The sequence below is a fragment of the Candidatus Buchananbacteria bacterium CG10_big_fil_rev_8_21_14_0_10_42_9 genome (assembly GCA_002773845.1).
Lineage (GTDB): Bacteria > Patescibacteriota > Patescibacteriia > Buchananbacterales > 21-14-0-10-42-9 > 21-14-0-10-42-9.
Genome location: PEZZ01000039.1, coordinates 1 through 15,654, shown reverse-complemented (window position 1 = coordinate 15,654; position 15,654 = coordinate 1). Strand labels below are relative to the sequence as shown.

Genomic DNA, 15,654 nt, shown 5'->3' with positions numbered 1-15,654 from the left:
TTTGAATATGCCACCTAAAGTATTTGAAAAACAGCCTGTTATGGCTGCTTAAAAGTCTTAGAATGAGTGTTTGGAAAATGGGGTCCTTGACAGTTTTATTTTACTGCGTAAACTTGAACTATTAATTATGATAAAAAATAACTGTTTCTGATATGCATGCGTATGAATTGGTTAAGAAACTTAAACCTAAAATTTCTGAGCCTTGTTTATTTACGGGCGGTCATATCGTGATGACAGGCAATAATCAGCTTTCACCAAATGAAGGAACAATAAAGTCTTTTCATTACGCAGCCGAATTTTACAAAAATTATGAAGCGAATCATTCAAACGTTGGGATCGGGACACTTATAAACGATATAGGTCAAACCTGCGATATTAATCAATGCTCAACCACCAAGCAAGTTTTTGAAAGAACAAAATTTACTTTACCAAAGGCCTATCATACCATCTTGCAAGAATTTTTATCTTTCCCAGAGTATTTAGATATTTATTGGGAGAAACATATGCGTAATCGCGGCAAGAAGGAATTATTAAAAAGAATAAAGAGCAAAAACATAAAACTATATGACGAAGGTTATTATTGGTTGTCTCTAAATAAAAAATATTTGTTGACTCGCAAAAACAGTATTGATATTTACGGCACGCCAGCTTGTCCTTTAATTATGGCGGCGTACGCTTTATAACAAGAAAGAAGGGGATTTTCAAGCAGTCTAAATTTTTACTACGTTGGCGAGGATAACTATTCAACTATCCCCAATCATCTAATGATAGAAAAAGGCGCCGAGTTGGCAAAAGAGTTTGGTGCAAACATTTTAATCTATAATGTTTACTTCACGAACGACACAATCATGACTAATTTTTGACTATGAGTTATTTAGATAACAATGCTACTACTAAAGTTGCTCCTGAAGTTTGCGATGTTATTTTAGATTGTTTAAAAAAAGATTATGGCAATCCTTCTTCTCTGCATAAATTAGGCCAAGCCTCAGCTAATCTGCTTGCCGAAGCCCGGGAAAGAGTCGCTTCATCAATTAATGCCTACCCTGACGAGATAATTTTTGTTGGTTCTGGCTCGGAGGCAAATAATTTATGTATTAAAGGTTTTTGTGATTTTCACGCTGATAAAAGAAAGCATATTATAACTTCCTCAATAGAACATCCGTCTGTTTTGGAAGTATATCGCGTTTTAGAAGCGAAAGGCTTTGAGGTGACATATCTGCCCGTAAATACCGAAGGTTTCATCGCCTTGGATGAGATTGAAAAGGCTATTCGTCCGGATACGTTTTTGGTTTCTTTGATGCATGCTAATAATGAAATCGGTACGATTCAGCCAATAGAAAAAATTAGTCAAATGTGCCGCCGACAAAATGTCATTTTTCATACAGATGCCGTTCAAAGCTTTCTTAAGGTACCACTGGATGTCCAGAAAATTCCAATCGATTTAGCTTCATTCTCTGGACATAAAATTCATGGACCAAAAGGAATTGGCTTTGTTTATAAGAGGAGGGGTTTGTCAATTACTTCACAAGTAAACGGCGGCGGCCAGGAGATGAAATTGCGCGCCGGAACAGAAAATTTAGCTTTTATTTTGGGCCTGGCCAAAGCAATTGGTATCTTCGATATAAAAAAGGATGTTATGCAGATGCGCAAACTCCAAAGTCATGCAATTGATAAGCTTTTATCAATGCCAAATATTCGCTTAAATGGCCCTAAAGATTTAGTCAAACGTATTTGCAATAATATCAACATTTCCGTCAGTCATGTTGAGGGAGAGTTTTTACTTGAACAGTTGAGCCAGTCAAATATTTTTGTTTCGACCGGCTCGGCTTGCTCTTCTAAATCAACCAAAGTTTCTCCGGTCCTCAGAGCCATTAACTGTCCGCCTGAATATATTCACGGCAATATTAGGATTAGCCTTTCGCGATATACGACAATGAAAGATGTTAATAACTTTATAAAAGAATTTGAGCGCATAGTGTCTGGAAAAGGCAATGGCTTGAATATTACTATATATGGGAATTAACCAACTTGATAAAATTCGCCATTCGCTTGCCCACTTACTGGCCGCCGCAATACTCGAAATGTATCCAGGTGCAAAGTTGGCAATTGGTCCCCCAGTAAATGATGGGTTTTATTATGATTTTGAGCTACCCGCACAAATTTCTGATTCAGATCTAAAGCGAATAGAAAATCGCATGAGAAAAATTTTAAAAACTTGGGATAAATTTTCTAGGATAGAAGTTGAGTCTAGCTGGGCTAAAGAGTTATTTGCTGAAAATTCTTATAAGCTTGAAATTATTAATGAATTAAATAAATCAGGCGAGATTATTTCACTTTATTCAGCAGGTAAATTTCTTGATCTTTGCCGAGGGGGACATGTTAGTAGTGCTAAAAACATTGATCCCGATTGCTTTTCGCTCGATAGGATTGCTGGCGCTTATTGGCGAGGCGATGAGAAAAACGCTATGCTGACTAGAATTTATGGGTTAGCGTTTAATTCTAAGGAAGAACTAGAGGAATATGTTGAACGGCGCGAAGCAGCAAAACAGCGTGACCATAAAAAATTAGGCCGCCAACTTGAACTTTTTGACTTTCATGAAACCGCGCCTGGAATGCCATATTGGTTGCCAAACGGTTTAATTGTATATAACGAGCTAGTTGATTTTTGGAGAAAGAATCATGCTGCCCACGGCTATCAAGAAATTGCTACTCCTCTAATTAACAAAAAAGAATTGTGGGAAACATCAGGGCATTGGGATCATTACCGCGAAGACATGTTTGTGGTAAGTGCTGAAGAAGAAACGTACGGACTAAAACCTATGAATTGTCCTAATGCGATGATTGTTTTTAATATGAAGAAGCGCAGTTATAAAGATTTGCCGCTTCGGTTTTCAGATTCAGATACCCTACATCGGTATGAGCGGTCAGGTGTGTTGAATGGCCTTCTGCGAGCGCGGTCATTTCGTCAAGATGACGCTCACAACTTTATTACTCAAGATCAAATTGAGAGTGAATATGCCCAAATTTTTCAAATCGTAAAGGATTTTTACGGAATTTTTAACCTTAAGTTTCGTTATCGCTTAGGTACGCGCCCGAAAAAATTTATTGGCCAAGCAAGGCTTTGGGACATTGCTGAATCAGCCTTGAAAAAGATTCTCGACCAAACCTGTGGCGCAGGTAATTATGAAGTCGCTAAAGGGGATGGTGCTTTTTATGGACCTAAGGTAGATATTATTATGCAAGATGCCCTGGGGAGAGACTGGCAGATGGGTACGGTACAGTTAGATTTTCAGCTCCCCCAGCGTTTTAATTTAATCTATACCGCCAAAGACGGTTCAGCCAAAACCCCCGTCGTTATACATCGGGTAGTTTACGGCTCACTTGAAAGGTTTATCGGTATACTAATTGAGCATACTGCAGGCAAATTACCGGTTTGGCTTTCCCCGATCCAGGTTATGATAGTTACTATAGGAAAACAGCATGATAATTTTAGTGAAAAGGTGGCAGACCAACTTAAAGCCGCAGGGGTTCGAATAATGCTTAATAAAAACAATGAAACACTGAGTAAAAAAATACTTAAAGGTAAGAATTTGAAAATTCCATATATAGTAATCATTGGTGATAAGGAAGTCAAAACTAATAGTGTAACTGTTGAAAGATATAATGGTTCAAGCAATAAACAAATGGATTTGTCCGTGTTAGTAAACGAATTGGAAAATAAAATCGTTGCAAAATCTTAAATTAAATTTTTTAGCGCCTAGGCAAATGCAGTAGCATGTAGCATTGTTAGATGAGGATGATACCGTGGAACAGATAGTATTCTTAATTTATGATATGCCACCATATTGACAAAAATTTTCGCAGTGCTATACTGAAAATACAAACGGCGCGAATATCTATGTCGCGTCTTTTTGATTTGAATAAAATCTTTCAGCGCCGTTATTGATGTGTTGTTAAGCCATTATTAATTTTAACAATATGCTAATGAAAAGGGAATTTTTAAAGAAATCTTTGGCGCTATCTATATCCTTTGCTATGATTCTTAATTTGCTTTTGCTAAAAAGTAGTGTTTGGGCAAATGATTTGCCAAACGCCAATGCTGGCTCAAGCAATAAGAAAACAACTAATCCTGGCGCACGTCAGGATTTTTCTTTGGCTACAGTTGAAGGCGAAAAAGAGAGTTCAAGTAATATTTACTATATCCACACGGATCATTTGGGCGGCATCCACGTTGTTTCTGACCAAAATGGTAGGCAAGTAGAATTAAATGATTATTATCCGTTCGGTGATTTAAGGATTAATGCCAGCATATTAAATGAGCAACGAAAATTCACAGGTCACGAATTTGATCCTGCAACTAATTTGACCTACGCCAATACCAGGTACTACAATCAAAACTCCGGCCGGTGGTTGAACCAAGACCCACGGGCCCGAAAAACGCCTAGCCAGTTTTTGACAGACCCTCAGCAGTTAAATAGTTACGCCTATGGTAGAAACAATCCGTTAAAATTTATTGACCCAACGGGTGAGGCTAATTCTGAATTTCAACCTTTTACTTTGGGTGGGGCAGCAGCATATTTTGGAGAGCAGCTTGGAGTCTATCGAGGACTACCGTTACGAAGCGCAGGTGATCGCACAGGCCGGGGATCTCATGCTTATCAATGTGTTTCTTGGGGAAAGACATTTGCTCAAAGCCAATACGGGGTTAACTTAGACTATACTGGGCACGCTTATGCTTACGCCGAGCAATCATCCCTTAATCGCTCATTTAGAGCAAATAACGCCGGCAATCCAGGACAATATACGGCATATAGTAATGGTGGTACTGTAATTCCACAAGAGAATGATTTAATTGCATGGTCGGGAGGCAGAGAGGGGGTTGGGCACGTAGGTGTAGTTTCTGAAGTAGTATTTGATACAAATTCAGGCACTGGATATGTCTATACTGTTGAGCAGAACGCCGCCCGCAATCAAGCAATTTTTTCACAGCCGCTATATCGAATTTATAACGGTCGCGGACAAGCGGTTTATATAGTACAGAATCGCTTAGGAAACGATTATAGTTTAGAAGGCTGGTCACGGTATGAAAATGAGAGTAGGTTGCCTGGTTTAGAAAGCTATACAAGCACTCAACACACTCCCGCCACTAAAGTTCCCATAGAAAGACCTTAAAAATATGAATTATAAAAAAATAAGTTTTGCAGTAATCGGGTTCATAACTATACTTTCGGTATCTTATCTTGTTAATAAGGTATTTAGCGGAACCGGCGTGCCTTGGATTGATGATGAAGTAAAATTAAATTGCATCAGATTGCGTTCCGGAAATGCGGCAGTTGAGTTTACGTATCCAGATAATTTTCTTGATGTTTCATCTTCGAGTGAAATACGGATAAAAAGGCGGGACCCTGATAGCCCTACCAGGCCGGCAGATGAACAATATATCTTAGGAATAGACCCTAAACGTTATCGTGAAGTTGATAAAATAGTAGCGATGGCTAAAATTGAGCCCGGCCCTGCATACAGAAAATCAAGTCTGAATGAATATGCTGCTGCCTATTTTTATTTAGCTGATGATATGGGTGTGTTGGAGCAATATGAAGTTCCTTTTGGAAATCGAAATTTTTATATTTTTTTTGAGCCAACAATTTTGGATGACCAAGAAAGGTATTTGGTTAATAAAATAATTGAAAGTATAAAATTCAGTAAATTTGATGAAGATATATCCGAAAGCAGGGTAGAAAATTGCACCAAGTAATTGCAAGAAAAAAAGGTTCCTGACACCTTGTACTTGACAAAAAATTTAAACTTGCTATACTGACAATAACAATACGGCGCGAATATCTATGACGCGCCTTTTTTGTTGGAAAAATTGAACCTTAAAGTGCCGCCATTGATATATTATTAAATGAATTAATACTTTAATAATATGTATATTCGCAATGGTTTTTGGAGGAAATCTTTGGCGTCAGCTTCAGCTTTGGCCTTAATTTTTAATTTACTCGCTCCAATCGGCGCTGCTTTGGCACAAAATTTATCAAACGACATTACTAATCCTGGCGCAAACCAGGATTTTTCTTTGCCTTCAAAAGAGCTTGATTTATCTATTGCTTCCTCTCCTAGCGGCGCCCATTTTGCGTCAAATTTTGTAGCCGGTGATAATGCCGGTTTAACTCCGCGTAATAGCGGCAATTTTGGCGTGGATGAGCTGACCGGAACATTTAGTTTTACATATCCGATAACCTTTCCGCCCGGCCGTGCCGGCATGCAGCCCAATTTAGCGTTACAATATAATCATCAGCTTAAAAATGTCGGTTCCATGGTTGGCTATGGCTGGCAGCTTACTATTCCCAATATTTCCCGTGACAATCGTTTCGGCGTTGACGCGCTATATAACCGTAACGATTTCACTTTGAGCTTAGGCGGCTCTTCGCAATTAGAGCCAATCAGCGTGGACGCTAATGGCTATGGCAGTTACGGCAAAAAAATAGAGAGCGATTTTGCCAAAATTGAATTTAATTCAAGCAATAAGTGGCTCGTAACTGACAAGCTTGGCACGGTTTATACTTTTGGCTCAAGCGCCGCCACGCGCCAAGATAATCCGGCAGATTCTAGCAAAATTTATAAATGGATGCTAGAAGAAGTGCGCGATACGAACGATAATTTCGTGCGCTATGAGTATTACAAGGATTCCGGTCAAATTTATCCGAAAAAGATTTTTTATACTGGACACGGCTCAACCGACGGAATTTTTGAAGTTGATTTTGAACCGTTTGCCAACGGCACGCCGCAAGAAAACAATGTTTTAACCACTTCTTACCAATCAGGTTTTGAGGCCCAAACCAAATTTTTAATTGATTCTATTGATGTCAAAATTGACGGTAGCCTCAAAACTTCGTACGCGCTTGAATTTAGTTCAGATTCAGCAGGGCGTAAGTATTTATTGGCCTCCATTACGCCAGAATTTTATGACGGCGGACCGGCGCAAGTAAAAGATAAAGTAGATTTTGACTATAGTTATGAGCCGACGTCGTATACGCTAGCAGATTTTGGCTATTACGAACTGCCAAATGTTTTAGGCGAATCGCCCGGCTCTGATATGCAAGCTGATCTTTTTTTAGACCTGAACGGTGATAGTTTAACTGACTATGTTAGAACCGAATGTAATGTGAATGGCGATGTGACAGTAAACGCGTGGACTAATGATGGCGATGGAGGCTGGACAACATCAATTGCTTATTCAAAGTTTATTGATGGTTCATATAATTGTACAAGCCTATACGGCCAGTCACATACTATTCCAGTGGCTTTCGCCAATCTTAATGGCGACAATTTAGTGGATATGGTGGCCGACAATTCTTATTTCATTAACTCCGGCAGTGGCTGGCAAGAAACTGCCGCGAACATATTGCCTGTCGGTTTGCACGACAGCACTTCCAACAGTCAACCACCGGCGGACCAAGTTATTTTCCGTGACATGAACGCTGATGGCTACGACGATATTATTTTTAACTATCACCCTTCGGATAGTGTTGCTTCAATTGATGTGTACATGAGGGATACGTCTTCATATAGCTGGATTCTTGATCAAAACTATTCAGTAACCTCTGGTAATATGGGCGCGAGTGATTGTCTAAAGTATGGCGGCGATCCGTTTGGCTATGTTGACTTGAATGACGATGGTTTGCCGGATATTTTTTACAGTTACAATTGCACCTTTTTTAACCCGCCATATTCAGGCAGCCAAGCATATCTCAACACAGGAGAAGGCTTTATCGCCACGAATGATTTTGTGGTACCAACAACAGTAAGTAGTTTTTCGGGGGCTTCGCCGGAGCAACATGTTCACTACTTTAGCGATTTCAACGGAGACGGAGTGCATGAAACTGCTGGCTATTCAAGAGGCAAGTGGCAAAATAGCTCAAGCTGGAACTCAATGGGTTTGTTATCCTTGTTCGGAGAAGTATTTAACACGGGTATTATTGGCGGTAGTTACTTTGATACAACCCTTCCTGTCGCCATTGCCGATGTTAATGGCGATCAGATTCAAGACGTCATTCATTCGTACAGTTCTACTTTTGATCTCTATTTGGGCCGATCAGTTAAGCCAGATGTGTTGGAAAAAATCACTTATCAATCCGGCGCTCAAACTTATATTTATTATGATTATTCGGCTAACGAAAAGGATGGCTCGGGAAACTTAGAGAACCCTGATTTGCCGTTTAGTATTCATGTCGTTAAGGAAGTCATCAACGATAATGGCGATGGGCAATGGCTTGGCACGCGCTATTTTTATAGAGATGGCAAGACCACAAGTTATTTAAGCGAAGGCATTAAAGACGTGTTTGGTTTTGGCGAGGTGGAAAAACATATTGGCAAAGCCATACCGGATATTGATTTTGGCACCGGCGCTGACGGGGCGTTTGTGTCCAGCGGCAACGCCACGTGGACAACAGATAAGAATTTCACTTCGCTCACCGTCCAGTCAGGCCATACGATTACAGTTGAACCGCAAGTTGTAATAAAAGTGCAAGGAGATGTTGTAATTGACGGCACGTTTAGCGCCAAAGGGCAAGGATATCGCGGTGGACGTTCACGCTTATGCTGTTCGGAGGCTGGTAGCGGTCCTGGCGGAGGAGGCGGCGGCGCATTAATTAACTTCCCGGCGGCAACAGGCGGAGGCGGTGGCGGCGGTTATGCCGAGGTTGGCCAAGGCGGCGGCGATGCTATTGCGTCTCCTGCCGGGGGCGGGGGAGAGATATACGGAAATGATTTATTGGAAGCCATTGACAAAGGATCAGGCGGCGGTTCAGGCGGCAGTGTATACAATATTGAATCAGGCGGCGGCGGCGGTTATGGCGGCGGGATCATCCAGCTATTTGCTCAAAATATTGATATTAACGGTGAGATTAATGTTGATGGTAATGATGGCGGCGATGGCCACACGGCTACAAATATTTACACTGGCGGAGGAGGCGGCGGCGCCGGGGGTTCTATTTTTATCAAAGCTTTGAATGTTGCTGATTTAGGTACAAGTTTAGTTCATGCCGATGGCGGCCAAGGCGGGGCAGAGACAGGCGAATATGATAACTTTGGCGGCAATGGTGCGCCAGGCCGCATTAGAATTGAGGCTAAAGAAATTATCGGCAGCACGAGCCCCGCGTATTTTAGAGTTGGTGATTTTGACTATTCAATTTTAAATACGCCGCAAGATGAAAACTTGAAAAAAATAGTTGACAGCTATCACATCGCAGCTGATAGCGGATTATATTTACATGGCCGGCTAAAACAATCTAAAACCCTTGACGACCAAGACACACTAATCGCCACCAGTTTCCAAAGCTGGCAAGCCACCGATTTAGGCAACGGCCGCGAATTTGTATCGGTTACGGATAGCTCAAATACTGATTTTTCCGGAACGCATGTCAGCACGGCAACTGAATATACCTATGATACTTCTAACGGCAATATCTTGACGGAAGAACAGCTTGGCAAAGTTGTGGTTAACACAACTACTGGCGAAATCACCGATGAACTTACTGGCGACGAACGAACAACCACGTATCAATACGCCAGCAACGCCACTAAGCATATTTTGGCATTGCCTAAGACGCAAGTTGTGAGTGATGGCATATTGAGCCGCCAAAAAGACTTTTATTATGACGGTTTATTACATGGTCAAGTAGATATTGGTAATTTGACCAAAGAAGATTTTATTGTTGATGACGTTGAGATTAACCGAAGTTACAATGCCTACGGTTTGATGACCGGCGAAACTGACGCCAAAGGCAATACTACTAATATTAGTTACGATTCGTATTCTTTATATCCAGCCACTACCACCAATGCCTTGTCGCAAAGCACACTCACAAGCTTTAACTTACTTAATGGCGATCTTTCAATATCAACCGACGCTAACGGCAACAGTTCTCAAAACTCATTTGACGCTTTTGGTCGTATCACCGAGATCATAGTCACTAATATTGATAACCCAACTCAGTTAGTCACCAGCCAGACAATAACGTACGAAGATAGCAACTTACCGCGTTATCGCGAAATTACAACTTATCTTGATGGCACAATTAGTGTTGTTTCAAGAGAGTATAAAAACGGGCAAGACCAATTGATTCAAACCAAGACCGAGATGGAAGACGGTAGCTTTAGCACTGTTGACTTCGCCTACGATCCTTTCGGCCGCTTAACCCGTCAATCTTTGCCGTATGTGACTGCGAGTATCGCTTACTCCGTGCCTGACCTGGCAAAGCCTGCTACAACCTATACCTATGACGTGCTTGATCGGGTACTTTCTGAAACCACTTCTGTAGGCCTCACTTCGTACCAGTATGATGGCTTGTCGACTACAATTACCGACGCTAATGGTAATGATAAAGATCTGGTTAACGATGCCTATGGCAATTTAGTAAAGGTTAAAGAGCATAACGACACGTCAATCTATACGACAAGTTACGAATATAATCCTTTTAATGAATTAACAAAAAATATTGACGCCTTAAATAATGTCCGCAATTTTACCTACGATGGCTTGGGGCGAAGAACGGCAGCTGAAGATTTGCATGTATCGGGCGATACTAGTTTCGGCCAATGGTCTTACGGTTACGACAAAAACGGTAATTTAATCCAGTCGGTTGATCCGAATAGCCAAACAATTAATTACACTTACGATGAACTTAACCGCGTAGAGACTGAAGATTACACCGGCCAAAGCGGCACGGAAGTAACATACGCGTATGATAGCTGTGTTAATGGTGTTGGTTACCTATGCTCGGCAAGCTCAACGGCATCACTCATTGAATATTCATATAAAACTAACGGGCTTGTGGCGAGCGAATCAGCCACGATTGACACGGAAGACTTTATTACCGCTTACGACTATGACCGGCAAGGCAACATGATTTTAATTACTTATCCGGATAATTCGCAAGTGCAATATAGTTACAATGGCGCAGGACAATTAGAAACCGTAGGGCAAAAAGAAGATGGCGCTTCAGGCTTTAGCCCGTTGGTGATTAACTTTGATTACGACGCGGCTGGCAACACGGTTTTGCAAGAAAACGCCAACGGCACGTTAACGCAAAATACGTATGACCCGCAGCAGCTGTATCGCCTGACCAATCGGCTGACCGAAATCAACGGGCAGATGGGCTTGGCATCTCTGGCTTTTAGCGATACGGAAACCTCTGATGAATTTACTAATCCTCCCCCTGTCAAGGGGGAGCAAGAGGGGGTTGATAGCCTTTCCCAAGATTTAGATGGAGAGTCGGGCGAGGAGGGGTTAAACACTTCTAGCACTGAAGAACCAGTATCGCTTGAGCCAACTGCCGATCAAAGTGCTGACGGCACAGAAGTTGTCAGTGAGCAAACAGCCGGAGAAACAACCGATGCGATTATTTTGGGATCGGACAATAGTGAAATAGCAACTAGCTCTGATGAAATTATAACTGACGACACCTCTGAACCAGTGCTTGATGATGGTGTTATTGAACAAGATACGTCAACTATAACCAATACCAGCACCCCTGAACTTATTGATGATCCCTCCACAGAATCGCCGAGCAATATAGCGCTTGAGCTTGACTCGTCAAACGAGCCAGTAGTCGAAGGCCAAACAACTAGCACTGATGAGATCATATTAGATCTTCCCCCTTCACAGGGGGAGCAAGAGGGGGTATTAGTTGATTCTCCCCCTGTGAAGGGGGAGCAAGAGGGGGTTGATAGCCTTTCTCAAGATTTAGATGCAGAAGAAGAACCAGCCGCAACTGAAGAGTCTCCATTTGCTTCGCTTGAAACATATGGTGCAGATACGCCTGCGCCCACCAGCACCGAAGAAATTATTGATGCCGGGGAGCGGTTGGCAAAAAATAAAAGTTTAGTATCAATTGATGGAAAAATTCGCGACCGGCTTATCGGCAAAACCGACAAAGAAAAAGCCAACATCAAAGCCGCCGAAATTGCTAAATTAAACTTAGGCCCTAATTTTACTTTTGAGGTTGGTGAGGAGGGGTCAGTTAATCTTCCCCCTGTGAAGGGGGAGCAAGAGGGGGTATTAGTTGATTCTCCCCCTGTGAAGGGGGAGCAAGAGGGGGTTAATAACTTCCCGGCTAAAACCGGCCTCCGCATTGAAATTCAAAAACTGGAAAAGATTGACGGCGGCATTCAAGTTTTAGCCCGCGCCTGGAAAAACGGCGCACCGGTTGGTTTTGGCAAAGACGGCACGGTTGAAATTGAACGCTTTAGAATATTCAACCCGCCGATTTTGGTGCCAGACGGTACGTTCATCACCGCATACGACGCTAAACTTGGCCGCGATATTAGAAAGAGCAACTTCAAAGAAGATGTCACCGAAGCGCTTAAACAATCTTTAGCCCATACTATTAGCGTGGTCGCTAAAGATGGCCATAACATCGTTAAAGGCAAAATAGGCAACACTACGTCAGTTATCTACGCCGGCTCTGGCGACGGACGCTCGGGCGGGGGTGAGAGCTCTTGGGATGCCATTCACGACGCCACTACTAAAACGGTAGATGGCACGTTGCAAGTCGCCACTGGTTTGTTTGACGGTAACTATCAAATTAACCGCGCCTACGCGCCGTTTGACACGTCGGTGATTGGGGTTGGACGGGAAGTTACTTCCGCCACCTTCTCGGCCTTTAACGCGGCAACTGGCAATGGTGACAATGATGGCACTGATTACATCACGATTGTAAATCCCACCCCGGCCACAAACAACGCCTTAATTACCGATGACTATGACCAATTTGGAGCGGTCAATAACCCGACCGAAGGCATTGATAGCGTTAATCGGGTGGACTTATCCAATATCACCGTAGAGCAATATCAAGACTTCCCCCTTAACGCCACTGGTTTAAGTTGGATTGATATTACCGGCTGGACTAATCTTGGGGCCAGAGAAGGCCACGACGCCGAAGATAGTCCCTATGCTGGCGGATCAGACACTTTCAATTATCTGCGTTGGTATGATTCGGACGAAACCGGCACCACCAAGGATCCTAAATTAGTAGTAGAGCACTTTGCCGCTTCTGGCAGCGCCCCGAGTGTGCCAACCGGATTACAGTCCGAGGGGGCAACCAATCCAACGGATGTTAGTGACCCGACACCTGAATTTAGCGCGGTCTTCAACGACCCTGACACTGGTGATGAAGCGCTGTATTACCACATTCAAGTCGCCACCAGCACCAGCGCTTGGGCCAACTCTTTTTGGGATAGCGGTAAAACCGCCATGGCGCAAACCGCTGAAGGGGCAAGAAGTCCGGAAATCTCTTACGGCGGACCGCCACTTGGGTGGGACGGCAGTACGTATTATTGGCGCATAAAATTTTGGGATCAAAAAGATAACGAAGGTGTTTGGAGTAGCGAAACCGCCTCCTTTACCATGCATGCGATATCTGGCGACGCTTCCCAAAGTCTTGGCTACACCTATGACGCGGTTGGGAATATTACCCAAATTATTGATAGTTCTGACAACAACGGCGCTAAAACCATAGACTACACCTATGACGACTTGAATCGCTTAACCAGTGCTGGAACAACTGACGCGGTGTTTGGCGGTGATTACACGCGCACTTTTACCTACGACGCGATTGGCAACATTACCAATAAATCAGACCAGGGCGATTATAGTTATGACGGCGGGGAAGGCGTAAGTTACGCCAACCCGCACGCGGTGACTTCAATTGGCGGATCTGGCGGAGGCGCTATCGCGCTTGACGGGGTTATTACGACCGCAACTTCTAATGGCAACATCACCGAATCCATCACCGTCGGCAGTAACGATAACCGATTACTTATAGTCTCTTTTGCCACGCACCAAGGCGGCGGCGATGCCACGTCCATGACCTATAACGGCGACTCGCTGACGCTGTTGAAATCGCAAACCGGCTCATACGGCGAAACAGTATCTATTTGGGGATTAGTCGCGCCTGATAGCGGCACCCACACTCTGCAAGTCAACGCGCCAAGCAACGACTTTAATACCATTGGTGTTTATTCGCTGTACAATGCCAAGCAGTCCTTGCCGACAATTACTGCCGGAACCTCTGGTACAGTGTATACGTCAAATCTTTCTATTACCACAACCGCGGACAATAGCTGGATTATTGACGCGATAGAAGCCGAGCAAGCTTTGACAGTCGGGGGCAGTAGCCAAACGGAGGATTGGAACACGCAAGGTGGACAATATTATATGAATGGGGCTGGTTCGCACGTCGTGAAAGCGACTGCCGGAGAACAGACTATGTCGTGGAGTGTGGCTAATGGCTGGCGTTCAAACCACGCGGCGGTAGTGGTTGAACCGGTTGATGCTGGCGGCACGACATACACCTATGACAACAACGGCAATCTGACATCTGATAGCACTTGGACTCACGCTTGGGATTATAAAAATAGGCTGATAAGCTCAACGAGCGGCCAAGGTCCTGAACTGATTGACAATGAAAGTTTTGAAAGCTCTATTGGGAATTGGAGTAATGCTTCCTCAGACACCTGCGATTGGCTTCGTGATAGCGGTGGGACGCCTTCCTCTAACACTGGCCCCTCAAACGGCTACGATGGTTCGTATTACGCTTATGTTGAAACCTCCAGCGGGTATTGCTATACATCTGGTAATACTGCCGATTTAGAATACACCCTTAGCGAAGCCATGGCCGGCCAGGTGGAATTTCATTACCATTTGTATGGAGCGAATATCGGCACTTTAGCAGTTGACGCCTACAACGGGTCAGCTTGGACAAATATTTGGTCACTAGCCGGAGATCAGGGGAATAGCTGGTCGGGACTACAAACCGCATCATTTGGTTCAGGGACAACTAAGCTAAGATTCCGCTATATTGCCGCAGGCGGCTGGCAAGGTGATGCCGCTATTGATTTAGTCAAAGTCTATGAGCAATCCGGTGGGCAGATTACCTACGCCTATAGCCACACCGGCCAGCGAGTGAAATTGGATAACGGTACAGCAACCACGCTGTATCCCAATAAATACTACAACACTGATGGTACCACCGAGACCAAACACATTTTCACGCCTTCAGGCACGCTATTAGCCACGGTTAAAAACCAAGGTAGTTCTGGCGGTTCATCTGGCATTACCATTGATTCAACCGCCCAGACCAGCCACTGGGGAGAACCATCTACAGTAAATTGGAATCACACTGTTGGAGAGGGAGAAAACGGGTTAGCCGTGGCGTGTGTCAGCGGCCTAGCCACGCCTGGCGCGCCAACGTGGGGTGGACAAGCAATGACGCTTATCACAAGCGAAAACCCAACTAAGTGCTATTATCTCCTTAATCCAGATACTTCCACAACGACCCAAGTGAGTGTCCCTGGCAGTACCATTGTTGTCGGCGGTTCAATGGTCTTTTTCGGAGTAGACCAAACTGACCCGATCGGCGCTTTCACCACCGAAAACGGCAGCGCCAGCCCGAACGATATGACGCTTGTAACCGAAGCTGATAATAGTATGCGCGTTGATGTCCATGGCGCTAACCGTGATGACGCTACCGCGCCGACGGTGAGCCTAGATTCAGGCACCGTGCAATTTAACGACGTGGTTTCTCAAAACCAATTCCGTATCGGCCTATTTGGTTACGCTACCGAACAAGCCACGGCTGGGTCTGATACCCA

6 protein-coding genes are annotated in these 15,654 nt (G+C 43.7%); all 6 read left to right on the top strand.

Features of this window, described 5'->3' with window-relative positions; all coding sequences use genetic code 11:
- The first annotated feature begins 152 nt into the window (after positions 1-152).
- Complete coding sequence (locus COT81_05005) at positions 153-683, top strand: hypothetical protein (protein ID PIS04715.1); 531 nt, start codon at positions 153-155, stop codon at positions 681-683.
- 182 nt (positions 684-865) lie between these two features.
- Positions 866-2,023 (top strand): cysteine desulfurase NifS, encoded by a 1,158-nt coding sequence (locus COT81_05000; protein PIS04714.1) that lies wholly within the window; start codon positions 866-868, stop codon positions 2,021-2,023.
- Positions 2,013-3,740: a threonine--tRNA ligase gene (locus COT81_04995; GenBank protein ID PIS04713.1), complete on the top strand. Its 1,728-nt coding sequence runs from the start codon at positions 2,013-2,015 to the stop codon at positions 3,738-3,740. The genes COT81_05000 and COT81_04995 overlap by 11 nt, the downstream gene beginning before the upstream one ends.
- 238 nt (positions 3,741-3,978) lie before the next feature.
- On the top strand, positions 3,979-5,172 hold the full coding sequence (locus COT81_04990) for a hypothetical protein (protein PIS04712.1): 1,194 nt from the start codon (positions 3,979-3,981) through the stop codon (positions 5,170-5,172).
- A 4-nt stretch (positions 5,173-5,176) separates the two neighbouring features.
- Positions 5,177-5,755, top strand: a complete 579-nt coding sequence (locus COT81_04985) for a hypothetical protein (protein ID PIS04711.1) — start codon at positions 5,177-5,179, stop codon at positions 5,753-5,755.
- A gap of 171 nt (positions 5,756-5,926) precedes the next feature.
- Positions 5,927-15,654: hypothetical protein (locus COT81_04980; GenBank protein PIS04710.1), on the top strand; the 9,728-nt coding region annotated here is incomplete at its 3' end.